The organism is Novosphingobium sp. Sphag1I, from assembly GCF_056279125.1.
Genome location: NZ_JBWBQS010000006.1, coordinates 77,757 through 99,286 on the forward strand (window position 1 = coordinate 77,757; position 21,530 = coordinate 99,286).

Annotated in this window: 24 protein-coding genes; 12 read left to right on the top strand and 12 right to left on the bottom strand. The window is 62.1% G+C overall.

Annotated features, from left to right (window positions below; all coding sequences use genetic code 11):
* Positions 1–108: 108 nt before the first annotated feature.
* Positions 109–2,715: a DNA mismatch repair protein MutS gene (mutS, locus tag ACZ9HU_RS08615; RefSeq protein WP_476104271.1), complete on the bottom strand. Its 2,607-nt coding sequence runs from the start codon at positions 2,713–2,715 to the stop codon at positions 109–111.
* Between the two features lie 113 nt (positions 2,716–2,828).
* On the opposite strand from mutS, the gene ACZ9HU_RS08620 reads away from it, so the two are divergent.
* The gene (locus ACZ9HU_RS08620) at positions 2,829–5,105 is read left to right on the top strand and encodes an NADP-dependent malic enzyme (RefSeq protein ID WP_476104272.1); all 2,277 of its coding nucleotides are present in this window, start codon (positions 2,829–2,831) and stop codon (positions 5,103–5,105) included.
* Between the two features lie 59 nt (positions 5,106–5,164).
* On the opposite strand, the gene trmB is transcribed toward ACZ9HU_RS08620, so the two are convergent.
* Positions 5,165–5,884, bottom strand: coding sequence for a tRNA (guanine(46)-N(7))-methyltransferase TrmB (gene trmB / locus ACZ9HU_RS08625; RefSeq protein ID WP_476104273.1), 720 nt, complete (start codon positions 5,882–5,884; stop codon positions 5,165–5,167).
* Positions 5,885–5,966: 82 nt separating this feature from the next.
* Here trmB and ACZ9HU_RS08630 point away from each other — a divergent pair, with 82 nt between their 5' ends.
* Positions 5,967–6,143: a hypothetical protein gene (locus ACZ9HU_RS08630; protein WP_476104274.1), complete on the top strand. Its 177-nt coding sequence runs from the start codon at positions 5,967–5,969 to the stop codon at positions 6,141–6,143.
* 69 nt (positions 6,144–6,212) lie between these two features.
* Here the strand turns inward: ACZ9HU_RS08630 and ctrA are convergent, their stop codons facing one another.
* The 4 genes from ctrA to dksA all read right to left on the bottom strand — a co-directional run bounded on the left by ctrA (position 6,213) and on the right by dksA (position 9,588).
* Positions 6,213–6,908, bottom strand: coding sequence for a response regulator transcription factor CtrA (ctrA, locus tag ACZ9HU_RS08635; RefSeq protein ID WP_476104275.1), 696 nt, complete (start codon positions 6,906–6,908; stop codon positions 6,213–6,215).
* 148 nt (positions 6,909–7,056) lie between these two features.
* A complete protein-coding gene (locus ACZ9HU_RS08640) occupies positions 7,057–8,526 on the bottom strand; it encodes an ABC transporter substrate-binding protein (RefSeq protein WP_476104276.1) in 1,470 nt (489 codons plus the stop codon).
* A 78-nt stretch (positions 8,527–8,604) separates the two neighbouring features.
* Positions 8,605–8,988 carry a PilZ domain-containing protein gene (locus ACZ9HU_RS08645; RefSeq protein ID WP_476104277.1) on the bottom strand — a complete coding sequence of 128 codons (384 nt, stop codon included), beginning with the start codon at positions 8,986–8,988 and terminating at the stop codon, positions 8,605–8,607.
* A gap of 141 nt (positions 8,989–9,129) precedes the next feature.
* The gene (gene dksA, locus ACZ9HU_RS08650) at positions 9,130–9,588 is read right to left on the bottom strand and encodes an RNA polymerase-binding protein DksA (protein WP_476104278.1); all 459 of its coding nucleotides are present in this window, start codon (positions 9,586–9,588) and stop codon (positions 9,130–9,132) included.
* A gap of 261 nt (positions 9,589–9,849) precedes the next feature.
* Between dksA and ACZ9HU_RS08655 the strand changes: the two genes are divergently transcribed.
* Positions 9,850–10,206 (top strand): SEL1-like repeat protein, encoded by a 357-nt coding sequence (locus ACZ9HU_RS08655; RefSeq protein WP_476104279.1) that lies wholly within the window; start codon positions 9,850–9,852, stop codon positions 10,204–10,206.
* 23 nt (positions 10,207–10,229) lie between these two features.
* Here the strand turns inward: ACZ9HU_RS08655 and ACZ9HU_RS08660 are convergent, their stop codons facing one another.
* From ACZ9HU_RS08660 to ACZ9HU_RS08680, 5 genes are read right to left on the bottom strand one after another with little or no spacing between them, the layout of a single operon-like run.
* Positions 10,230–11,369, bottom strand: coding sequence for a GNAT family N-acetyltransferase (locus tag ACZ9HU_RS08660; RefSeq protein ID WP_476104280.1), 1,140 nt, complete (start codon positions 11,367–11,369; stop codon positions 10,230–10,232).
* Positions 11,366–12,118, bottom strand: coding sequence for a glycerophosphodiester phosphodiesterase family protein (locus ACZ9HU_RS08665; RefSeq protein WP_476104281.1), 753 nt, complete (start codon positions 12,116–12,118; stop codon positions 11,366–11,368). The genes ACZ9HU_RS08660 and ACZ9HU_RS08665 overlap by 4 nt, the downstream gene beginning before the upstream one ends.
* 3 nt (positions 12,119–12,121) lie before the next feature.
* Positions 12,122–12,586, bottom strand: coding sequence for a RidA family protein (locus ACZ9HU_RS08670; protein WP_476104282.1), 465 nt, complete (start codon positions 12,584–12,586; stop codon positions 12,122–12,124).
* On the bottom strand, positions 12,579–13,208 hold the full coding sequence (locus tag ACZ9HU_RS08675; protein ID WP_476104283.1) for an HAD family hydrolase: 630 nt from the start codon (positions 13,206–13,208) through the stop codon (positions 12,579–12,581). The genes ACZ9HU_RS08670 and ACZ9HU_RS08675 overlap by 8 nt, the downstream gene beginning before the upstream one ends.
* Positions 13,208–13,501, bottom strand: coding sequence for a DUF3572 domain-containing protein (locus ACZ9HU_RS08680; protein ID WP_476104284.1), 294 nt, complete (start codon positions 13,499–13,501; stop codon positions 13,208–13,210). Before ACZ9HU_RS08680 ends, ACZ9HU_RS08675 begins: the two co-directional genes overlap by 1 nt.
* An 86-nt stretch (positions 13,502–13,587) precedes the next feature.
* Here ACZ9HU_RS08680 and ACZ9HU_RS08685 point away from each other — a divergent pair, with 86 nt between their 5' ends.
* From ACZ9HU_RS08685 to spt, 3 genes are all read left to right on the top strand, one after another.
* Entirely contained in the window at positions 13,588–13,965 is a 378-nt protein-coding gene (locus tag ACZ9HU_RS08685) for a response regulator (RefSeq protein WP_476104285.1), read from the top strand.
* Positions 13,966–14,043: 78 nt separating this feature from the next.
* Positions 14,044–14,283: an acyl carrier protein gene (locus tag ACZ9HU_RS08690; protein ID WP_476104286.1), complete on the top strand. Its 240-nt coding sequence runs from the start codon at positions 14,044–14,046 to the stop codon at positions 14,281–14,283.
* Between the two features lie 5 nt (positions 14,284–14,288).
* Positions 14,289–15,488, top strand: a complete 1,200-nt coding sequence (gene spt / locus ACZ9HU_RS08695) for a serine palmitoyltransferase (protein WP_476104287.1) — start codon at positions 14,289–14,291, stop codon at positions 15,486–15,488.
* Between the two features lie 233 nt (positions 15,489–15,721).
* On the opposite strand, the gene ACZ9HU_RS08700 is transcribed toward spt, so the two are convergent.
* A complete protein-coding gene (locus tag ACZ9HU_RS08700) occupies positions 15,722–16,372 on the bottom strand; it encodes a YqaA family protein (RefSeq protein ID WP_476104288.1) in 651 nt (216 codons plus the stop codon).
* A 183-nt stretch (positions 16,373–16,555) separates the two neighbouring features.
* On the opposite strand from ACZ9HU_RS08700, the gene ACZ9HU_RS08705 reads away from it, so the two are divergent.
* From ACZ9HU_RS08705 to ACZ9HU_RS08730, 6 genes are all read left to right on the top strand, one after another.
* Positions 16,556–17,047 (top strand): hypothetical protein, encoded by a 492-nt coding sequence (locus ACZ9HU_RS08705; protein WP_476104289.1) that lies wholly within the window; start codon positions 16,556–16,558, stop codon positions 17,045–17,047.
* Positions 17,037–18,359: a DNA-packaging protein gene (locus ACZ9HU_RS08710; RefSeq protein WP_476104290.1), complete on the top strand. Its 1,323-nt coding sequence runs from the start codon at positions 17,037–17,039 to the stop codon at positions 18,357–18,359. Before ACZ9HU_RS08705 ends, ACZ9HU_RS08710 begins: the two co-directional genes overlap by 11 nt.
* A 36-nt stretch (positions 18,360–18,395) precedes the next feature.
* Complete coding sequence (locus ACZ9HU_RS08715) at positions 18,396–19,553, top strand: phage portal protein (RefSeq protein ID WP_476104291.1); 1,158 nt, start codon at positions 18,396–18,398, stop codon at positions 19,551–19,553.
* On the top strand, positions 19,550–19,858 hold the full coding sequence (locus ACZ9HU_RS08720; protein ID WP_476104292.1) for a DUF6127 family protein: 309 nt from the start codon (positions 19,550–19,552) through the stop codon (positions 19,856–19,858). The genes ACZ9HU_RS08715 and ACZ9HU_RS08720 overlap by 4 nt, the downstream gene beginning before the upstream one ends.
* Positions 19,855–20,280 carry an HK97 family phage prohead protease gene (locus ACZ9HU_RS08725; protein ID WP_476104293.1) on the top strand — a complete coding sequence of 142 codons (426 nt, stop codon included), beginning with the start codon at positions 19,855–19,857 and terminating at the stop codon, positions 20,278–20,280. The genes ACZ9HU_RS08720 and ACZ9HU_RS08725 overlap by 4 nt, the downstream gene beginning before the upstream one ends.
* 85 nt (positions 20,281–20,365) lie before the next feature.
* A complete protein-coding gene (locus ACZ9HU_RS08730) occupies positions 20,366–21,490 on the top strand; it encodes a phage major capsid protein (RefSeq protein WP_476104294.1) in 1,125 nt (374 codons plus the stop codon).
* Positions 21,491–21,530: the final 40 nt, after the last annotated feature.

The following is a 21,530-nucleotide window of genomic DNA, read 5'->3' on the forward strand; positions in this document are numbered from 1 at the left end:
GAACAGGGCTTTCCAGCGGCTGGCAAAAACAGTGGTCAGGCGGGGGCCGAAAGGAAGCATGCGGGAGGTTTACACAGGTTACGGTTAAACCTCCCGCCGCAAAACTGGTTAACCGATCTCGCGCTTTAATTCATAAAGCCAGCCCAAAGCATCGCGCGGCGAAAGCGCATCAATATCCAGCGCGGCCAGCTTTTCGCGCAAGGGATCGCCCTTGGGCTCTTCCTCCACCACATTGGCGAACAGCGGCAGATCGCCAAGGCCAGCAGCGATCCCGCCGGTTTCCGCCCGACCCTTTTCCAGTTTCGCCAGCACCGATTTGGCGCGAGACACCACCGGCCCCGGAACGCCCGCCAAACGCGCGACGGCCAAACCGAAAGAACTTTCCGCAGGGCCAGTCGTCACCTCGTGCAGCAGGACCAGATCACCCTTCCATTCTCGCGCGCGGACATGGTGGAGCGTCAAGGCCTCACACGAATCGGCCAGCCGCGCCAGTTCATGGTAATGCGTGGCAAACAGGCAGCGGCAACGGTTGACCCCATGCACCGCCTCGGCCACCGCCCATGCCAGCGCAAGGCCGTCATAGGTGCTGGTGCCGCGCCCCACCTCGTCCAGGATGACAAAGCTGCGCGCCGTGGCCTGTTGCAGGATGGCGGCGGTTTCGACCATTTCGACCATGAAAGTCGAGCGCCCCCGCGCCAGATTGTCCGAAGCGCCCACCCGGCTGAACAGGCGGTCGACCAAGCCGATCGTGGCGGCGCGTGCCGGCACAAACCCGCCCGCCTGCGCCAACAGGACGATCAGCGCATTCTGACGAAGAAAAGTCGATTTACCGCCCATGTTCGGCCCGCCCAGCAGCCACAATCGGTCGAACTGGCTGAGCGTGCAATCATTGGCGACGAAGCGCTCACCCTGCGCGCCCAAAGCGTTTTCGACGACAGGATGGCGGCCTTCGACAATGGCCAATTCGCATTTTTCGCTGATTACCGGGCGGCACCAATTGCCCTCGGCGGCGCGTTCGGCCTGCCCTGCGGCCACGTCGATGCGGGCAAGGGCGGCGGCGGTTTGGGCGATTTCATTGCGCGCGGCAATCGCGGCGGCGGTCAATTCCTCAAAATGCGCTTCCTCGGCCGCCAAGGCATGGCCGCCCGCCTCGGCAATCCGGCTCGCTTCCTCATGCAGGGCCAGAGCGTTGAAACGCATCGCCCCCGCCATGGTCTGGCGATGGGTAAAACCGCTGTCGGGCGCCATCAACTGGTCGCCGTAACGCACAGGCACTTCGATGAAATAGCCCAGAACGCCATTATATTTGATTTTCAGCGCCGTAATGCCGGTCTGTTCGCGATATTTGGCTTCCAGCTTGGAAATGGCGTCGCGGGCGTCCTTTGACGTGCTGCGCAATTCATCAAGGTCCGCGTCATAGCCCTCGGCGATGAAGCCCCCTTGCGACCGCTCGGTCGGCGGCGCGGGCACCAATGCGCGCATGAACAGATCAATCAGCCGATCATGCCCAACCAGCGCAGGCAGCAAGGCATCCAGCATCGTCGGACGATCCGCCACACGCGCCAGACGCCCCGCCAGCCGCGCCGCGCCCGCCAGACCATCGCGCAATTGCCCCAGATCACGCGGAGAGCCGCGCCCCGCCACCACCCGGCCCAAAGCGCGCCCGGCGTCGGGCAGGCTGCGCAATTGCCCGCGCAGATCCTCACGCAGCAGCGCGTCATCATAAAGCCACTGGACCAGTTCGAGGCGCTCCTCAATGACGGCGCGATCAAGCAAGGGCGCCGAGAGATCCTCGGCCAGTTGCCGCGCCCCCGCGCCCGTGACACAGCGGTCCACCGCCTCGATCAGGCTGCCTGAACGGCCCCCGGTGGAGGAACGCAGGATTTCCAGACTGGCCCGCGTTGCCTCGTCCATCGCCATATGCGCCTCGCCGTGGCGGGCGACCGGGGGCAGCAGCAGCGGTAATTTGCCCCGCCCTACATGGTCGAGATAGGCCAGCAAGCCGCAGGCCGCCGCCAGCATGGGCCGCGTGAATGTGCCGAACCCGTCCAGCGTTGCCACGCCGTGAATGCCGCAAAGACGCTCGGCCCCGCCCTCGCTGGAAAATTCATGGGGTTCACGCGGGATCGAATTGAACGGCGCCTCCCCCCAATTGTCCGGGGCGATGATTTCACTGGCCCCCAGACGGGCCAGAGCCGCACCCATGTTTTCGGGATCGCATTCTTCCAATTCCATCCGCCCGGTCGAAATATCGACCGCCGCCACGCCCACCTTTTCACGCAGCAGACACGCCGCCGCCAGCACATTGGCGCGGCGCGGTTCCAGCAAGGCTTCCTCGGTCAACGTCCCCGCCGTCACGAATCGCACGATGTCGCGCATGACCAGCGCCTTGTATCCGCCGCGCTTTTTGGCCTGTTCGGGGGTTTCGACCTGTTCGGCGATGGCGACGCGGCACCCGGCCTTGATCAGCCGCGCCAGATAGGATTCGGCGGCATGGACCGGCACACCGCACATCGGAATCGGCGCCCCGCCATGTTCGCCCCGGCTTGTCAGCGCAATGTCGAGAATCTGCGCCGCCAATTTCGCATCCTCGAAAAACAGCTCGAAGAAATCGCCCATGCGATAAAACAGCAGGCATCCGTCGGCCTTATCCTTTAGGCCAAGATATTGCGCCATCATCGGCGTCACGGTCTGGGGGGTGTTCTTCTCACTCATGATGATGGGTTAGCCGTAGAATCGTTGCATTGGAATGCATTCAACCCACGCTTTCCCCTATCGCTGTGCGATCACATTGGTTAGGGCAGCCTTGCAAGAAGGAGAAAGTGTCGGTGTCCGAGGAAAGCCCCGAGCAAGCCAACGTCAGGTTTACCGAGCGCGAAGCGCTGTTCTACCACAACACAATCCGCCCCGGCAAAATCGAGATCATCGCATCCAAGCCGATGGCAACCCAGCGAGACCTCAGCCTCGCCTATTCGCCCGGCGTTGCGGTTCCCGTCGAAGCCATCGCCAAGGATCCTGCCGCCGCCTATGATTACACCGCCAAGGGCAACCTGGTTGCGGTGATTTCGAACGGCACGGCCATTCTGGGTCTGGGCAATCTGGGCGCTCTGGCGTCAAAGCCGGTGATGGAGGGCAAGGCGGTCCTCTTCAAGCGCTTTGCCGACGTCGATTCGATCGACATCGAATTGAATTCCGAAGACCCCGAAGCGCTGATCGAAGCCATCGCACTGATGGAACCCAGCTTTGGCGGGATCAACCTTGAAGACATCAAGGCCCCCGAATGTTTCGTGATCGAACAGGCCCTGCGTGAACGGATGAAGATCCCGGTCATGCATGACGACCAGCACGGGACCGCGATCATTTCGGCGGCCGGCCTGATCAACGCCTGCATGCTCACCAACCGCAAGCTGGAAGACATCAAGGTCGTGGTCAATGGCGCGGGCGCGGCGGCGCTGGCCTGTACATCGCTGATCAAATCGATGGGCGTGCGTCACGAAAACGTGATCGTGTGCGACCGCGACGGCCCGATCTATCGCGGCCGCGAAAAGCCGGTAAACCAGTGGCAGAGCGCCCATGCGATCGACACCGATGCGCGCACGCTCGAACAGGCGCTGAAGGGCGCGGACGTGTTTCTTGGCCTGTCGGCGGCGGGCGCTTTGCCGGCTGAATATGTCAAGGAAATGGCACCCGAACCGATCATCTTTGCGATGGCCAACCCGGTGCCCGAAATCACCCCGCCCGAGGCCAAGGCCGCCCGCCCCGACTGCATCATCGCCACCGGCCGTTCGGATTTCCCGAATCAGGTGAACAATGTGCTGGGCTTCCCCTTCATCTTCCGCGGGGCGCTGGACGTGCGCGCCACCGCCATCAACGAAGAGATGAAGATTGCCGCCGCCAATGCCATCGCCGAACTGGCGCGCGAACAGGTGCCCGAAGAAGTCGCGCTGGCCTATGGCAAGAACCATAGCTTTGGCCGCGATTACATCATCCCGGCTCCCTTCGACCCGCGCCTGATGGAAGTGGTGTCGATGGCCGTTGCCAAGGCCGCCATGGACAGCGGCGTGGCCCAGCAGCCGATCGAGGATTTCAACGCCTATCGCAATCAGCTCAAGGGCCGTTTGAACCCGACGACTTCGGTGCTGACCAATGTCTATGAACAGGTCAAGGCCAACCCGAAGCGCGTGATCTTTGCCGAGGCCGAGAATGAAGTGGTGCTGCGCGCCGCGATCCAGTTCAAGGATTTCGGTTATGGCACGCCGGTTCTGGTCGGCCGCACGCAGGCCGTGCGCGAAAAGCTGATTGAACTGGGCGTGGGCAAGCCGGAATCTTTCGAGATCCACAATGCCGCCGACAGCGAACATGTCGAAGCCATGGGCAAGATGCTGTATGAACGTTTGCAGCGTCGCGGCTATCTGGAACGCGACATCAAGCGCATGGTCAATCAGGACCGCAACGGTTTTGCCGCCGCGCTGCTCAAGCTGGGCGTGGGCGATGCGCTGGTGACGGGCGCCACCCGTCCCTTTGGCCAGACGATGCGCGAAGTGCGCCATGTGCTGGATCCGCGTCCGGGCCATCTGCCCTTTGGCATCCACGTCATGGTGGGCAAGAATGCCACGACATTTCTGGCCGACACGACCTGTAACGAACGCCCGACGTCGGAAGAGCTGGCGGTCATCGCCAAGGAAACGGCGGCTGTGGCGCGTCGTCTGGGGCATGAACCGCGCGTGGCGTTCCTGTCCTTCTCGACCTTTGGCAACCCGATGGGCAAATGGGTCGAACCCATTCGCGGGGCGATCTCGATCCTTGATTCAGAGCCGCAGAACTTTGAATATGAAGGTGAAATGACGCCTGACGCGGCGCTCAACCCGGCGGTGATGAAGCATTATCCGTTCAGCCGCCTGACGGCTCCGGCCAATGTGCTGATCTTCCCCGGCCTGCAATCGGCCAATATCGCGGCCAAGCTGCTGCGCGAACTGGGCGGCAACACGGCCATCGGTCCGATCCAGATCGGCATGGAAAAGCCGGTGCAGATCGTGCCCATGACCGCGATTGCCCCTGATGTGCTGACGCTGGCCGTGCTGGCCGCGGCCGGCATCTCGGGCTGATGAAAAAAGGCCGGTAAGCTTGTGGGCTTACCGGCCTTTTCTTTGATTATTCCGCCGCCTCACGCCTTGCGGCGATAGCGGAAATACCAGACCTCGTGGCCGTAAACCGTGCGCGCTTTGTGTTCATAGCGCGTTTGCGGCCAGCCGCCGGGACGAACCTGAAAGTCCTTGGCTTCTTTCGCCAGCCACTCGAACTTGTCGGTGTGGCGCTGCATCACCATCAAGGCATGGCGGACATAGATCGCGTGATCGGTGCCGAATCGGAATTCGCCGCCGGGCTTCAGCTTGCGGGCGAACATTTCCACCGGGCCATCATTCATCATGCGACGCTTGGCATGGCGCGCCTTGGGCCATGGGTCGGGATGCAGCAGATAGAGCATCGTGAGCGAACCATCGGGAATGCGCGAGAGCACCTCCAACGCGTCGCCGTGATGGATGCGGACGTTCGGGATCGGGGCATGCGCTCCATTGTCGCCCGACAGATGGGTCAGGGCCTGGGCCACGCCGTTGATAAAGGGTTCGGCGCCGATAAAGCCATGATCGGGCAGCATGTCGGCGCGAAAGGCCATATGCTCACCCCCGCCAAAGCCGATTTCGAAATGCAGCGGGCGGTCCTCGCCGAACAGGCGCTGGGCCGTCACTTCGCCTTCAAGCGGCACGGCGATCTGGGGCAGCAGCGTGTCGACCAGACCTTGCTGTCCGGCGCGCAGGGGCTTGCCCTTTGAACGACCATAGAGCCGGTTGAGCGTGGTGGGATCGCCTTCTTTATGCGCGGTCATATCTGTGCCTTCAAGTTTTCGCCGGGCGCGATGGCAGGCCGTTAAGGCAGGGTCAAGGGCCAGCGGGCCATGAACCCGCGCGATGTTTGCGCTTGGATGCCTGGCCCTGATCGTTCTGCCGCTGATCGGCTTTATCGGCGGGTTGTTTTTTGGCGGCGAAGGAGCGGGTCTTTGGGGCGCGGCCATCGGCCTGATGGCCGCCATAGCGATGAGCGGGACCGCTGCCCTCGCCCTGGTCAAGGCCAGCCGAAAACGATAATCCCAATGAAAAGCCCGCCATCCTTGCGGAGGCGGGCCTTCAGGTCGGGCTTCGGGAAATAGGTCCGTATCAGGCGGCGACCGCATCCTCATTCGGATCGCGGAGCACATAGCCGCGGCCCCACACCGTTTCGATGTAATTTTCACCGCCACACGCATGCGCCAGCTTCTTGCGCAGCTTGCAGATGAACACGTCGATGATCTTGAGTTCAGGCTCGTCCATACCGCCATACAGGTGGTTGAGGAACATTTCCTTGGTCAGCGTGGTGCCCTTGCGCAGCGAAAGCAGCTCGAGCATCGCATATTCCTTGCCGGTCAGATGGACGCGCGCGGCATCCACTTCGACCGTCTTGGCGTCAAGGTTGACCGAAAGCTTGCCGGTGCGGATGACCGACTGCGAATGGCCCTTGGAACGGCGGACCACAGCGTGAATGCGGGCGATCAGCTCTTCGCGATGGAAAGGCTTGGTCACGTAATCGTCGGCGCCAAAGCCGAAAGAGCGCACCTTGCTGTCCATTTCGGAAATGCCCGAAAGGATCAGCACCGGGGTCTGCACCTTGGCCACGCGCAGCTTTTTCAGCACGTCATAGCCGTGCATGTCCGGCAGGTTGAGGTCCAGAAGGATGATGTCGTAATCATAGAGCTTGCCGAGATCGAGGCCTTCTTCCCCGAGATCGGTCGAATAGACGTTGAAGCCCTCTGTGGTGAGCATCAACTCAATCGCTCTTGCCGTAGTCGGCTCGTCTTCGATCAACAACACGCGCATATGGGTGAACCCCCTTGCCCCGAAACCCGAAGAAGCATCTCAATCGGATGCATCCGCTATTAACCATAGGAGAAATGAACGCGAAAGGTTAATTTTATGTAAACCCACAGGCAAACCGCCATTTTTTTGGGCAAACTCGTAAATGCCCCTAACGCGGTCCCTGCGAGAATGGGTAAAGAGGGTGTATGCCATAAGGATTGGGTGTCAATCCGCGTATTCCATTAGCCGACAGAGACCAGCGGACGGGCTGACCTATCGGAATAAAAACATTATTATCAATCATTTCTCGCTCCGCCTCGGCGTAAAGCGCGGGCACGAGCGGGGCCTCGACATTCATGGTCTGGGCCACCAGTTGATCGGCGTCGGGGGTGCAAATTTTATGCACGCCGCAATGCAACTGGTTAAAAAACCAATTAGGCGCCGGATAACGGGCAACCTCGTCCAATATGCGCAAATCGGCCGAATCGCCCAAAGAAACCCGGCGTAGGCGTAACCCGATTGCGGCCATATCCTGTGCCAGTCGGGTGAAAATGATGTCGCTGCCAGCGCCTTTGGGCATGGCCAGCGTCAAATCGAGTCCATCGCTGATCAATTCACCCGGCTTGGCCGCGGCTTTGCGCAGCTTGACCCATGCCGCGACCCGATCACGCGCGACATTGCGGCGCTGTTCCATATCCATGTCGGCCCAGCGTTCGGGGACCTGCACCTCGCCAATGCCCGCCGAGATCAGCCGAGTCGTGGTCACCCATCCCGGCACCCCCAGCGCCCCGGCCAGCCCCGCCCGATCAATCGCCATGGCCAGCGCCGAGCGATTCGTCTGAAGCGCAAGAAAGCCGCTGTCACTTTCGACCAGCAGGCCGAACAGGCCGGGTGCAATATCGAACTTGGCCCCGCGTTGGCCCAAAAGGCCGCGCTGAACCGGCGCAAGGTCGGTCAACCGCCCGCCCAGCACCACATCAACCTTGCCCGCCAACAGGTCGGGCACGGCCTGTTGCGCCCCCATGCGCCGAACGGCCAACGGGCGCACGCTCGATGCCCAGCCCTCCGGCATGGGCAGGCCCTGCGCATCGGGCGAAATCGGCGTCAGCCAGTCCAGCCCATCGACATGTTTGAGATTCATCGGCCCTGCGCCCTGCCCGCGATGCTGCAGGCCCAGTTCGGGCTGGGCCAGCAATTGCAGGAAATTGGGCATGGGATTGGCCAGCCGGATCTCGATCACCCGCCCGGCCATCGCGCGTATATCCTCGATGACCGTCAGATCCTGCCCCAGCGCCGTCCCCTTTTGCGCGGCAATCGCCCGGCGCAGCGCCAACCTTGCGGTTTCCCCGCTCAACCTTGTGCCATCTTTCCACGTGCTGTCGCGCAGGCGGAAGATATAGCCACGCCCCTCGTCCGCCACGATCCAGCGTTCGGCCAGACCGGGCACAACCTTGCCCTCCTCATCCAGGCTGACCAGCCCTTCGCTGGTGGCGGCGCGCAGCCAGATGTCAAAGGAAGCCGGACTGTCACCCGATTCGCCCAGCACCACAACCCGCAGCGGTTGCTGCTCGCTTGAGCCATGGCAGGCCCCGACCAGCAGGGCGGCCATCAGTATGGAGATGCGATTTTTGCGCAGCATGATTGCGACAAGCCTAGAGCAATTTGCCGCGCAGGGAAACGCCCGCCAGATGTTGTTTTAGCAAGCGTTTGGAAAGTTTCAGATCTTGCGCAACTGGCCCGGCTCGACCTGTGTCACCGCGGCCAGAGGGCGCATCGGGACGAAATCGGTGTTAGCGGGCGATTGCGCGGCGCGAACGCTCTTGGCGTCAATATCCTCGTGAAAGGCGACGCCAAAACGGCTTTCCTGAACCCAGGCCACCACGCCCGAAACCCAGCCGACATTGCGCAATTCGACCTCGACCGGGGTTCCGGCCACCACGCGCATGTCGCCTTCGGCCATCAGACCGCCGCTCGACAGATTGCGGATTTTGACGCGGCGCACCGGATCGCGGCCGTCCACGCGCAAACCTGCCAGCATGAACAGGCTGTCGCGGTTGATCTGGCGTTGCTCGTTACCGGCCATCGTTGGCTCACTTCCCATTACTGAGGCGCCTGCTTAGGTAAACAGGCCTATGAAACCAGCCACCCTATGACAAGGGAAGGGCTGGAAATTCACAGCAAAGTGTTAACGCGCAATGGCAAAGAAAGCGTAAACGACGCCCGGTAACTTACGTAATCGGGATCAATCGTCGCGCGAAACGCGTTCACGACGTTCGTGGGCTTCCTGCGCCTCAACCGTCATGGTCGCGATCGGGCGGGCAATCAAACGGCCAAGGCCGATCGGCTCTCCGGTCACTTCGCAATAGCCATATTCGCCTTCCTCGATCCGGCGCAGCGCCGAGTCGATCTTGGAGATCAATTTGCGCTGACGATCGCGGGTGCGCAGTTCGATGCCCCAATCCGTTTCCGACGACGCACGATCGTTGAGATCAGGCTCGCGCAGCGGGCCTTCCTGCAACTGGCTGAGCGTATCGGCCGCCGCGCTCAGGATCAGCTTTTTCCACTGCTGCAACAGACGGCGGAAGTAGTCCTGCTGTTCGGCATTCATGTATTCTTCGGCATCGGACGGGACATAATCACCGGCCAGCGATCGCCTCGCCTTGACGAGGACATCGATTTCGTCCGCCAGACCACTTGCCATTATAACCCTCCGAATTCCATCCGCGGGACTGGTAATCGTCCCATTCTATGGCTTGGCCTATAGTTTGGCCCATAAGGCTCCACAAGCGACAAAGCCAAAATCGAACAGGTTAAACCACCGCTAAATTACGAATAGGGCGGGGCTAAAACGTTTGACGGTGACACCGTCATGACACGCGGCAAAATTCTGCCGATGGTTTACGACTTGTTAGTCATCTTCCGACAGCTTCATTCTCATGAACAGGACATGGGGAACTTCGACATGGGATACAACCGGCCACAATCACAAGACCTCCTCTTAGGCGCATCGACGCCGGCGACAGAGAGCGCGATTTCGGGCCTCATCGCCAATTGCCTGCTGGCCGCCAGCCAGGGTTGCATCGATGCCTATTTCGATCTGGGCGTCGCGTTTTCCACCGGCAGCCATGGCGCTGTCTGCGATCTGATCGAGGCGCATAAATGGTTCAATCTGGCCGCAGTTGGTGGCCATGAAGAAGCCCAGCATTGCCGCGCCGAAGTCTCCGATGAAATGACCGTCCGCGACATTGCCGAGGCCCAGCGCCGCGCCCGCGCATGGATTTTGGCCACCAAAGCGCCCATGGACCGCCACGCGGCCTGAAACGCCCTGATCCAAACGGGGTCTTATCCGCCCCGCTTGAACGGGGTGCGCGCTTCCAGAAAATTCTGATCGGCGGCAATGCCTTCGCGCTCTCGGCGCAGGAAATCGGCCACCGCGTTGCGAAAGCCCGCGTGGGCAATGTAATGCGCCGATGTTGTGCGTACCGGGGCATATCCACGCGCCAGCTTATGCCCACCTTGCGCCCCGGCCTCGACTCGGTTCAGGCCCATGGCGATGGCGGCATCGATTGCCTGATAATAGCACAGCTCGAAATGCAGGAAGGGCTTGTCCACGGTCGCCCCCCAATAGCGGCCATAAAGGCAATCGCCCCCGATGAAATTGAGCGCCCCGGCCACAGGACGATCATCGATAAAGGCCATGACCAGCAGGATCCGGTCCGCCATCCTTTCGCCCAACAGATCAAATGCCGCCCGCGTCAGATAGGGATTGCCCCATTTGCGGCTGCCCGTGTCCTGATAGAATCGCCAAAACGCGTCCCAATGTTCGGGACGAATCGAGTCGCTTGTCAGTTGGCGAATCACCACGCCATCCTGCGCCGCGCGCCGCTCCTTGCGCAAATTCTTACGTTTGTCCGAGGACAGCGCGCCCAGAAAATCGTCAAACCCGCTATATCCGGCATTGGCCCAGTGGAACTGGATATCATGCCGGATCAACCAGCCCGCTTTTTCAAAGGCGGCCACCTGCTCCGACTCGATGAAAGTGGCATGGGCGCTGGACAGGCCCGCATCGCGGCACATGGTTTCGGCGGTGCGAATCAGCGCCGGCATCAGATCTTCGTGGCGGGTCAGCAGACGCGGGCCGGTCGCCGGGGTAAAGGGCACCGCAATTTGCAATTTGGGATAATAATCGCCCCCCGCCCTCTCCCACGCATCGGCCCAGCTATGGTCAAAGACATACTCGCCCTGGCTATGCGTCTTGACATAGGCGGGCAAGGCGGCGGCCAGCCGACCGGCGGGATCGTGGATCGTGATGGGCGCGGGTTGCCACCCGGTGCCATCGCCCACGCTATGCGAATCCTCCAACGCCGATAGAAAAGCGTGCGAGACAAAGGGGTTGGCCCCATCGGTCAACGCATCCCAATCCGCCGCGGACAGCTGGGCGACGCCGGGCTGCACATGGGCGGTATATTGGGCTTCGCTCACGCCAGACCATCTCCTTCGGCAATCAGGGCATCGGCATGGGCGATCGCCACATCCCGCTGAACCGCGCGGCGCACGGTCCATGTGGCGATGGGCCAGTTTTCGCGCCATTGCGCAACTGTCTGATTGGGCAAGGCGCGAATGTCTACGGCCAAAAACTCTGTTTCTGCGGCCAGAAGAGTGCGCCGCGTCAACCACTTGGCGCGCCAGCCGGTCATGTCGCGCGCGTCCAGCACCATGCCGCGCGGCACATCGGGCGCATGGGCGGCAAACCATCGCGGCGCGCGCGAATCGAAACTCATGATCGCCACCGGCCCGGCATAATCGGCCAGCGCATGCGCCACACCTTCGCAAAGCGGCGCGGGATCCTCACGCTTGTCCAGCTTGATCTCGATCAGCAGCGGCACCTGCCCCCGCACCAGATCGAGCAATTGCGCAAGCGTTGGAATGACATCGCGCGTGCCCGCAATCGGCAGGCGCGAGAGGACATCCATGCCATGAGCCTTCACCGGCCCTGTGGCATGGGTCAATCGGTCCAGCGTATCGTCGTGAAAGACCACCACCGTACCATCGCCCGCCAGCCGGACATCGCATTCGATGCCATATCCGGCCGCAATCGCACAGGCGAAGGCGGAAAGCGTATTTTCCACCCAATGTGCATCAGAGCGGGCCATGTCGTGCAGCCCACGATGGGCAATCACGGCGCCGCGCAACCACGCGAGCCTGTCTTCGGCCCGCTCTGAATCACGCATGCCTCAGGCCTTTACCGCCACGATAGCATCAACCTCCACCGCCGCGCCCAGCGGCAGGACCGGCACGCCGACCGCGCTGCGGGCATGCTTGCCGGCGTCGCCAAAGACCGCAACCATCAGCTCGCTGACGCCATTGGCGACCTTGGGCTGGTCGGTGAAATCGCCGGTCGAATTGATGAAAGCGCCCAGTTTTACAATGCGCTCAACCCGGTCAAGGCTGCCCAGAGCGGCCTTCAATTGGGCCAGCAGCATCAGGCCGCAAGCCTTCGCCGCTTCATAGCCTTCTTCGGTGCTGACGTTTTCGCCAAGGCGGCCCTTGACCAGCGCGCCATCGATAAAGGGCAACTGGCCCGACACATGGGCAAGGCCGCCCGCTTCGACCACCGGCACATAGGCGGCAACGGGAGCCGCCGCCGCGGGCAGGGTCAGGCCCAGTTCGGCCAAACGGGCTTCAACAGAATCAGTCATTGGTATCTCCATGCAGTCGGGCCTTCAGCCAGGGCAATGCACTGGCCCAATCATCGATACGGGCATGGGCATGGCCCTGGACAAAGGCGCATTGAATATGGGGGGCCAGCAAAGGTTCGCCACAAAGATGCAGGCGAGAAACATCGGGAGTCACTTCAAAGGCGGAACCGTGATGCTGGGCAATGTCGTCGATGAAAACCGCGCGGTTGGGGCGATATTCATTCAGGATGGCGCGAATCGCCGGTCCTTTGGGGCCTTGATTGGTGAATACGCGGATGTTCAAACCGTGATCGGCCAATTGCCGCGTGCGGGCCTCTTGTCGGTGGTCCTCCAGATTGGTCAGGATCACCACATCGGCATCGCGGGACAATTCGGTCATCCCCTCGATCGCGCCGGAAATTGGCGATTGGCGATGCATTTCGGTGTCGAAGAAGGCGCCCAGCAGACGCCACATCTCCGGCCCCGGCACCGCGCTGCCATCGGCATAATGCATCGAGCGCGAGAAATCATTGCCGTTCATGGTGAAAGTGACATCCTGCGTCTGGGCCAGCCAGTCGCGGAACGGGGCGATCATGTGCAACAGCACTTCATCGCAATCGGAAATGACCAGCGGGCGCGCCATTATGCCCCCCAATCCGCATCGCCCATCGGCGCGGCCAGCGCGGCATGGGCCTTTTCCAGCGCCTTGGGCGCGACGCCCAGCGCTTCGGCGCAGGCGATCAAATCCGGTTCGTGGCTCAAGACAAACTCCAATATCGCGGCCAGCACGTCGCGCTCGCCAATTCTTTCGCGCAATTCCTCCGGGCTGACCCCGGTCAGCGCCAGCAGCCGGTCGGCATGATCGTCATCCGACAGGATCCACCCCAAAGCGGCCAGAGCCAGACCTTCGGGTTCGCCATCATCCTTTTTCGCCATGCGCAGAATTGTCAGCCTCTTCGATAGGTCCTAGAGCCAGTGGCCGGAACGCAAACGACCACCCCATTACGATCACAGGCAGGCGCATGGCAAAGCGAATTATGGTTGTCGAGGACAATGACCTCAATCGCAAGCTGTTCTGCGATGTTTTGAAGAGCCAGGGCTTTACCGTCGAGCCGGTGGGCGACGGGTTGGAGGCGCTGGACAAGGCGCGCAACTTTGTCCCCAATCTGATGATCATGGACATTCAATTGCCCAATATCTCCGGGCTGGAATTGATCGAGGGGGCCAAGGCCGATCCGGTGCTGCGCTCGATCCCGGTTCTGGCCGTGACCGCCTATGCCGGAAAGGGCGACGAGGAACGCATCCGCGAGGCGGGCGCCGATGGCTATCTGGCCAAGCCTGTGTCGATCGGCCCCTTTATGGCGGCGGTGAAACGGTTGCTGGATAACGCGCCCGCTTGACATTTGCCCCACACCGCCCCTTTTGCGCCGCAATTGTCGGCCAGAGGGCCTTCACCGCATTTGCATAAGGAATTCTGCATGGACCGCGCCGCCACCAGCGAAAAGATCGCCGCGCTGATCGAGCCTTTCAACAAGAAGGGCATCGCCATTTCCGACGAAACCAGTTTTGCCGGTGATCTGGAATTCGACAGCCTGACGGTGATGGATTTCGTGGCCGCCATCGAGGACGAATTCGACATCATCATCAGCATGAACCAGCAGGCCGAAATCGAAACCTATGGCCAGCTTGTCGATGCGGTCGTGAAGTTGCAGGGTTGATCGCCATGACGGACCTTTTTTCCAAATTCGATCCCCTGATCAAGATGCGGACGGATCTTCTGTCCACGGGCGTGACCGATCCGTTCGGGCTGGTGATGGAAAAGGTGATTTCGCCCACGGTTGCCATGTGCAACGGGCGCGAGACGATCCTGCTGGGCACCTATAACTATATGGGCATGACGTTTGACCCGGACGTGATTGCCGCGGGCAAGCAGGCGCTGGACGATTTCGGTTCGGGCACCACGGGCAGCCGCGTGCTGAACGGCACCTATGCCGGGCACAAGGCGGTCGAACAGGCGCTTTGCGATTTCTACGGCATGGATCATGCCATGGTGTTCTCGACCGGCTATCAGGCCAATCTGGGCATCATTTCCACGATCGCGGGCAAGGGTGATTACATCATCCTCGACATCGACAGCCATGCGTCCATCTGGGACGGGTGTAAGATGGGCGATGCCGAAGTCGTGCCTTTCAAGCACAATGACATCGAGGCGATGGAAAAGCGCCTGAAGCGCGTGCCCGAAGGCGCGGGCATTCTGGTCGTGCTCGAAGGCGTCTATTCGATGCTAGGCGATATTGCCCCGCTCAAGGAAATGATCGCCATCGCCAAGAAGTACGGCGCGATGGTGCTGGTGGACGAGGCGCACTCGATGGGCTTTATCGGCCCCAACGGGCGCGGCGTGGCCGAGGAGCAGGGCGTGCTGGATCAGGTCGATTTCGTGATCGGCACCTTCAGCAAGTCGGTCGGCACGGTCGGCGGCTTCTGCGTTTCGAACCATCCCAAGTTCGAGATCATGCGTCTGGTCTGCCGCCCCTATGTGTTCACCGCTTCGCTGCCGCCCTCGGTTGTGGCCACCGCCGCGACGTCGGTGCGCAAGCTGATGCATGCCGCCGACAAGCGCGCCCACCTGTGGGAAAATTCGCGCGTGCTGCATGGCGGCCTGCGCGAGCGTGGGTTCAAGCTGGGCACCGAAACGCCCCAGTCGGCGATCATCTCGGTCATCATGCCCGATCTGGAACGCGGCGCGGCCATGTGGGAGGCGCTGCTGCACGAAGGTCTTTACGTGAATCTGGCGCGCCCCCCGGCAACGCCCGCCGGCATGACGCTGCTGCGCTGCTCGCTGTGCGCGGCGCATACGGCAGAGCAGGTCCAGACGATTATCGGCATGTTTGAGCGGGCCGGTAAGAAGGCTGGGATTATTTAAGGGATTGTAGGCGCGAGGGACTCGTCCCTCGCGCTCCCGTTACTGTCTGCGTTGCGCCTTGGGTTCGGCGTTTTGTGTCGAACGCGGCGTTGAAATGATAAAGCCTGCGGCGCCGTTGGATGCGCCGCAGGCTTTAATTTTATGAACATGACGCAGCGTCGCAATCGATACACCACCCCATTATCGGGATTGCAAAGGGATAAATCCCTTTGCCCGCCGGAGGCATAAGCCCCTTACTTCACCTGCGTCAAAGTTTCCATCGTCACCCCGGTGCATTCATCAACCTTGCCACCCTTGTGCCCGCCCAGCATCGCGGCAGCGACAAATCCGGCCACCACCAGCACGACGAACCCGGCGACGGCCATGCCAAGGTACTTGTCGATCCACGCCTTGATCGGCGCGCCGAACAGGCGGAACAGCACGCCCACAATCATGAAACTGATCGAGCGCGAGATCACGCTGGCCAACAGGAACTTGGCGATGGGCATACCGATAAAGCCCGCCGTGATGGTGATCAGCTTGAACGGGATCGGCGTTGCGCCCTTGGCGATGATGGCGATAAAGCCCGCCTCGCCGCGCAATTTGCAGGCGGCATAGGGGAAGCTGGCCGTCAGATGCAGCGCATCGAGCAGCTTTTCCCCCACCATGGCAAAAGCGAAATGCCCGATGGCATAGCCCAGCACACCACCCGCCACAGAAGCCAATGTGGTTATAATGGCATAGCGAATGGCCCGTTCTGGCCGCGCCAGGCACATCAGCCCCAGCACCGGATGCGGCGGAATCGGGAAAAAGCTGGCCTCGACAAAGGCAAACAGCGCCAGCCAATATTCGGCAAATGGCCCGGCGGCCTTACCCATCGTCCAGTTATACAGGCGGCGCAGCATCGTAATTCCCCTAAAGTTCGACCACATGCTTAGCCAGCGCAGACCATATGGGCAAGCACGGATCATTTAACCCATATGGCACTTTATCATTGACATCGTCACGCTCAATAGGTACATATAGGGAACATCGCGAAAGACCGAGTCGCTCCGGCAGCGCCCACCTTCTAGCAATGGATCAAAGATATGGCGGACAGTCCCAAGTCCCGTCGTCAGGATGAGCTGACGGCGCCTCCGCGGCGTGGCCATGCCGATTGGAGTGCAATCTTTCTGGCCGAATTGGCCGCCACATCGAATGTCACGGCCTCGGCGGCCAAGGCGGGGGTGTCGACCCGCGTGGTTTACGACACCCGCCGCCATGACGCCGAATTTGCCCGCGCATGGCGCGCCTCGCTTTGCGAAGGATATGACGCGCTGGAAATGGCGCTGCTCTATCGCCTGCGCGTGGGCGAGTTGAAGCCCGCCACCGGCGCCAAACGCGCCACGCGCAGCTTTGACAATGCCACCGCGCTGCGCCTGCTGGCCGCGCACCGCGAAACGGTCGCCCGCGAACGCGCCATTCGTGAGGAAGAGGATGCCGACGCGATCCTCGCCTCGATCAACATGAAGCTGGAAAAAATGCGCGAGCGCTGGCTCGCCGCCAAAGAAGCCAATGAGGAGGCGCCCGATGCGCAATAGCAGGATGCTGGAGTGCCTTCTGGAACAACCCCTGGCACAAAGGCAGACTGCACTGGCGATCCTGACCCCGGCGGAACGGGCGGAATTGCGCCACCACTGGGAATTATGGGCGCGGCCCGAACAATTGCCGCCCGCCGATGACTGGCGCATCTGGCTGGTGATGGCGGGGCGCGGGTTTGGCAAGACGCGGCTGGGTTCTGAATGGATCCGCCGGGTGGCCGCCGACAATCCCGATGCGCGCATCGCTCTGGTCGGCGCGTCCCTTGGCGAAGCGCGGGCGGTGATGGTCGAGGGGGAAAGCGGCATTCTGGCCTGCTGTCCCCCACGCCGTCGCCCGCGGTTCGAACCTTCGCTGCGTCGGCTGATCTGGCCCAACGGGGCGCAGGCGACACTTTATTCGGCGGGGGAGCCCGAAAGCCTGCGCGGGCCGCAACACAGCCACGCGTGGTGCGACGAAATCGCCAAATGGGACAATGCGGCCCAGCGGTCGGAAAATGCCTGGAACAACTTGTTGCTCGGCCTGCGCCTTGGCGAAAATCCCCAAGCGCTGGCCACCACCACGCCGCGGGCGGTGCCCTTGTTGATGCAATTGCTGGGGCAAGACGATGTTTCGATCACGCGTGGACGGACACAGGACAATCTCTCGAACCTGCCCGCGCGGTTTTTGAAGGATATGCGCCGCAGCTTTGGCCGATCGGCTTTGGCGCGGCAGGAATTGGATGGCGAATTGCTGACCGATATCGAGGGCGCGCTGTGGACGCGCGCCATGTTCGAACGGTTGCGCGAACCTGTCCCTTCTGCCGCGCCGATGCGAACGGTGATCGGGGTCGATCCGCCTGCCTCGGCGGTGGGGGACGCATGCGGGATCATTGTCGCGCAATTGGGCGATGATGGTGTGGCCCGCATTCTGGCCGATGCCACGGTCATGCGTGCCAGCCCCGAAAAATGGGCGCGCGCCGTGGCCGAGGCGGCCGCCAAATGGCGCGCCGACCGCGTTGTGGCCGAGGCCAACCAGGGCGGCGCCATGGTGGAAAGCGTGCTGCGCGCGGCCAATGTCGCCCTGCCCATCCGGCTGGTTCACGCCAGCGTGGGCAAGGCGGCGCGGGCCGAGCCTGTGGCCGCGCTCTATGAAACGGGGCGGGTGCGCCATGTCGGCGCGTTCCCCGCGCTGGAGGACCAATTGTGCGGTCTGGTGGCGGGCGGTTCCTATCAGGGGCCGGGCCGGTCGCCCGACCGCGCCGATGCCGCCGTCTGGGCGCTGACGGAACTGATGCTTTCCACCCGCGCCCCGCCGCGTGTGCTCGATCTGTGACCCATTCGCCCACCATTTCATCTTGAAAGGCGACCCATGAACCTGCTTGAAACAATCGCTTCCGCCTTCAAGGGCAAGGGAGCCCGCGTGCCGCTGGCGCAATCCTATGTCTCGCCATGGTTGTTTGGCGAAAGCGGCGGCGGTCGGCTGCCGTTTGACTATCATCAGGCGGTGCGCCGCGCCTATCTGGAAAATCCGGTGGCGCATCGGGCTGTTCGGCTGGTGGCCGATGGCATTGCCGGCGCGCCGCTGGCGCCCACCGATCCTTCGCTGGCCATGCTGGTGCTGGAAACCTCGGCGGGGCAATCCTTGCTCGAAACGCTGGCCAGCCAGTTGCTGCTTCACGGCAATGCCTATGTGCAGATTTTGAAGGATGGCATGGGCTATCCGGTCGAACTCTTTGCCCTGCGCCCGGAACGGGTGACGCTGGTGTTTGGCCATGATGGCTGGCCCACGGGCATCACCTATCGCGTGGGGGATCGGTCGATGACCATCCCGATGTGCGATGCCGATGCCTCGCCCAATATCATCCATATCAAGGGCTATCATCCGGGCGATGACCATTACGGCGCGGGATGCCTTGGCGCGGCGGATCAGGCGGTGGCGACGCATAATGCGGCGGCCAACTGGAACCGGTCCTTGCTGGAAAATGCGGCGCGGCCTTCGGGGGCGCTGGTTTATGATGCGGGCAATGGCGCGGGGCTTTCGGGCGAACAGTTTGACCGGCTGCGCGAGGAATTGAACCGGGTGTTTTCCGGTTCGCCCAACGCCGGGCGGCCGATGCTGCTCGAAGGGGGCCTGAAATGGCAGTCGATGTCGATGTCGCCCGCCGACATGGATTTTGCCGCACTGAAATCGGCCGCCGCGCGCGATATTGCGCTGGCCTTTGGCGTGCCGCCGATGCTTCTGGGCCTGCCGGGCGACAGCACCTATAACAATTACAAGGAGGCCAATAAGGCGCTCTGGCGGCTGACGCTGCTGCCTTTGGCCGACAAGCTTCTCTCCGCCATTGCCGAGGGGTTGGAGACATGGTTCCCCGATGCGCGTCTGGCCATCGACCTCGACCGCATCCCTGCTCTGGCCGAGGACCGGCAGGCGCTGTGGAGCCAGATCAATGCCGCCAATTTCCTGACCGATGCGGAAAAGCGCGAAATGCTCGGCCTTCCTGCTCTGGCCCAAGAGGTGCAGCCATGAAGCGCGAAGAGATGCTGGCCCGCCTGATGGCGCAGGAAAATGCCGAAGGGGGCGATCTGGTCACGCTGCGCGCGATTGTCGAGGAGGCCAGCGAATTGGGTGCGGCGCGGATGCTGGCGCGCATGGGGCTCAACGATGATGGCGCGCCTGATGATCTGTCCGAATTGCGCGAATTGCTGCGCGCATGGCGCGACGCCAAGCGCAGCATGTGGAAGGCCATCGTCGATTGGGCGGTGCGCGCGGGACTTGCTGCCATTCTGGTGGGCATTGCCATGCGTTCCGGGGCGGGAGGTTTGTTGAAATGACCACCGCTTCTGAAGATGGCCTGCGCTTTGCCGGATACGCCGCCCTGTTCGACAAACGCGATGCCGGGCGCGACACGATCCGTCCCGGTGCCTTTGCCCGCACATTGGCCGAACGCGACGCCCGCCGCCAAGGCCCCCTGCCCCTGTTCTGGCAGCACAATCCGGACCAGCAGATCGGCTGGATCGAAAATGCCGCCGAGGACGAGCGGGGCCTGCGCGTGATCGCCCGGATCGACAACCCGGCGGGCGGCGCGGCGGCTGCTCTGAAAGCGGGCAAGGTCACGGGCCTGAGCTTTGGCTATCGCGCCCGCGCCTTCAACCACGATGCGCAGGGGCGCGAATTGCGCGACATCGACCTGTTCGAGGTCAGCCTTGTAACCCACCCGATGCAGCATGACGCGCGGGTCCACATGGTCGCCTGAGCGCGGCCAACCATCACGATTTTCCCGTTTTTCGTCGAGCCGCCAATTTTGGGGGCGGCTTTTTTGTCAGAAAGGTAAATGCCTCATGGAACATGAAAACCTCAACGCCGGTCTCGACGCATCGTTCGACATCGTGGCGCGTCAGGAAGCTGCCGACGCCGCGCTGAACGCCCTGCGCAGCGAAATCGAGGAAGTGAAGTCGCGTTTCCGTGCCCCCGCTCGTCCGCCGCTGGCCGGTGCCATGGGTGGCAACCATGAAATGAAGGGTTTTGTCGATGGCTATCTGCGCGCCGGCCGCGACACCGAACTCAAATCGCTCAACACCGTGACGATGAGCGATGGCGGCTTTGTCGTCCCCACCGCGCTGGATCAGCAGATTGCCGAGCGCCTTCTGCGCCTCAGCCCGATCCGCGCGATTGCCCAGGTGGTTCAGACCACGACCTCGGACTATCGCAAGCTGATCGCCACCGGCGCGCCCCAGTCGGGCTGGGCCAGCCAGACCGGCGCCCGCACCGAAACCATCTCGCCCAAGTTTGCCGAAATCATCCCGCCCTCAGGTGAACTCTATGCCAACCCATCGGCCACGCAGTTCATGCTGGACGATGCCGGTTTCGATGTTGAAGCATGGCTGGCGGGCCAGATCGCGGGTGAATTCGCCCGTGCCGAAGGCGCCGCTTTCGTGTCGGGCACCGGCACAAATCAGCCGCTGGGCTTCCTGACCGGCGCGACCAGTTCGACGGCTGACGATGTCCGCAGCTTTGGCACGCTTCAGCATCTGGGTTCGGGCGATGCGGCAGGTCTGGGCACCAACCCCGATGACAAGCTGATCGATATGGTCATGGCGCTGAAACCCGGCCACCGTCAGGGCGCGGTCTGGGTGATGAACGCCGCCACCATTGCCCAGATCCGCAAGGTCAAGGATTCGACCGGCGCCTATATCTGGCAGCCCTCGGTGATCGAAGGTCAGCCCAACCGCCTGCTGGGCTATCCGGTGGTCGAAGCCTCCGACATGCCCGATGTGGCGGCCAATGCCCTGCCGATCGCCTTTGGCAATTTCCAGAACGGCTATCTGATCACCGAACGCTTTGGCACCCGCCTGCTGCGTGATCCGTACAGCAACAAGCCCTATGTCAACTTCTATGCCACCAAGCGCGTGGGTGGTCAGGTGCTCGACAGCGACGCGATCAAGCTGCTCAAGATCACCGCTTAAAGGCTCTCCCCGGCTGGTCGGGGCCTTCCATTCCTCTCCT

Excerpts from the sequence above, each read along its gene's own strand:
- mutS (WP_476104271.1), bottom strand. The coding sequence starts at position 2,715 with ATGAGTGAGAAGAACACCCCCCAGACCGTGACGCCGATGATGGCGCAA.
- trmB (WP_476104273.1), bottom strand. The coding sequence starts at position 5,884 with ATGACCGCGCATAAAGAAGGCGATCCCACCACGCTCAACCGGCTCTAT.
- ACZ9HU_RS08630 (WP_476104274.1), top strand. The coding sequence starts at position 5,967 with ATGTTTGCGCTTGGATGCCTGGCCCTGATCGTTCTGCCGCTGATCGGC.
- ctrA (WP_476104275.1), bottom strand. The coding sequence starts at position 6,908 with ATGCGCGTGTTGTTGATCGAAGACGAGCCGACTACGGCAAGAGCGATT.
- ACZ9HU_RS08640 (WP_476104276.1), bottom strand. The coding sequence starts at position 8,526 with ATGCTGCGCAAAAATCGCATCTCCATACTGATGGCCGCCCTGCTGGTC.
- ACZ9HU_RS08645 (WP_476104277.1), bottom strand. The coding sequence starts at position 8,988 with ATGGGAAGTGAGCCAACGATGGCCGGTAACGAGCAACGCCAGATCAAC.
- dksA (WP_476104278.1), bottom strand. The coding sequence starts at position 9,588 with ATGGCAAGTGGTCTGGCGGACGAAATCGATGTCCTCGTCAAGGCGAGG.
- ACZ9HU_RS08655 (WP_476104279.1), top strand. The coding sequence starts at position 9,850 with ATGGGATACAACCGGCCACAATCACAAGACCTCCTCTTAGGCGCATCG.
- ACZ9HU_RS08665 (WP_476104281.1), bottom strand. The coding sequence starts at position 12,118 with ATGCGTGATTCAGAGCGGGCCGAAGACAGGCTCGCGTGGTTGCGCGGC.
- ACZ9HU_RS08670 (WP_476104282.1), bottom strand. The coding sequence starts at position 12,586 with ATGACTGATTCTGTTGAAGCCCGTTTGGCCGAACTGGGCCTGACCCTG.
- ACZ9HU_RS08675 (WP_476104283.1), bottom strand. The coding sequence starts at position 13,208 with ATGGCGCGCCCGCTGGTCATTTCCGATTGCGATGAAGTGCTGTTGCAC.
- ACZ9HU_RS08680 (WP_476104284.1), bottom strand. The coding sequence starts at position 13,501 with ATGGCGAAAAAGGATGATGGCGAACCCGAAGGTCTGGCTCTGGCCGCT.
- ACZ9HU_RS08685 (WP_476104285.1), top strand. The coding sequence starts at position 13,588 with ATGGCAAAGCGAATTATGGTTGTCGAGGACAATGACCTCAATCGCAAG.
- ACZ9HU_RS08690 (WP_476104286.1), top strand. The coding sequence starts at position 14,044 with ATGGACCGCGCCGCCACCAGCGAAAAGATCGCCGCGCTGATCGAGCCT.
- spt (WP_476104287.1), top strand. The coding sequence starts at position 14,289 with ATGACGGACCTTTTTTCCAAATTCGATCCCCTGATCAAGATGCGGACG.
- ACZ9HU_RS08700 (WP_476104288.1), bottom strand. The coding sequence starts at position 16,372 with ATGCTGCGCCGCCTGTATAACTGGACGATGGGTAAGGCCGCCGGGCCA.
- ACZ9HU_RS08705 (WP_476104289.1), top strand. The coding sequence starts at position 16,556 with ATGGCGGACAGTCCCAAGTCCCGTCGTCAGGATGAGCTGACGGCGCCT.
- ACZ9HU_RS08710 (WP_476104290.1), top strand. The coding sequence starts at position 17,037 with ATGCGCAATAGCAGGATGCTGGAGTGCCTTCTGGAACAACCCCTGGCA.
- ACZ9HU_RS08715 (WP_476104291.1), top strand. The coding sequence starts at position 18,396 with ATGAACCTGCTTGAAACAATCGCTTCCGCCTTCAAGGGCAAGGGAGCC.
- ACZ9HU_RS08720 (WP_476104292.1), top strand. The coding sequence starts at position 19,550 with ATGAAGCGCGAAGAGATGCTGGCCCGCCTGATGGCGCAGGAAAATGCC.
- ACZ9HU_RS08725 (WP_476104293.1), top strand. The coding sequence starts at position 19,855 with ATGACCACCGCTTCTGAAGATGGCCTGCGCTTTGCCGGATACGCCGCC.
- ACZ9HU_RS08730 (WP_476104294.1), top strand. The coding sequence starts at position 20,366 with ATGGAACATGAAAACCTCAACGCCGGTCTCGACGCATCGTTCGACATC.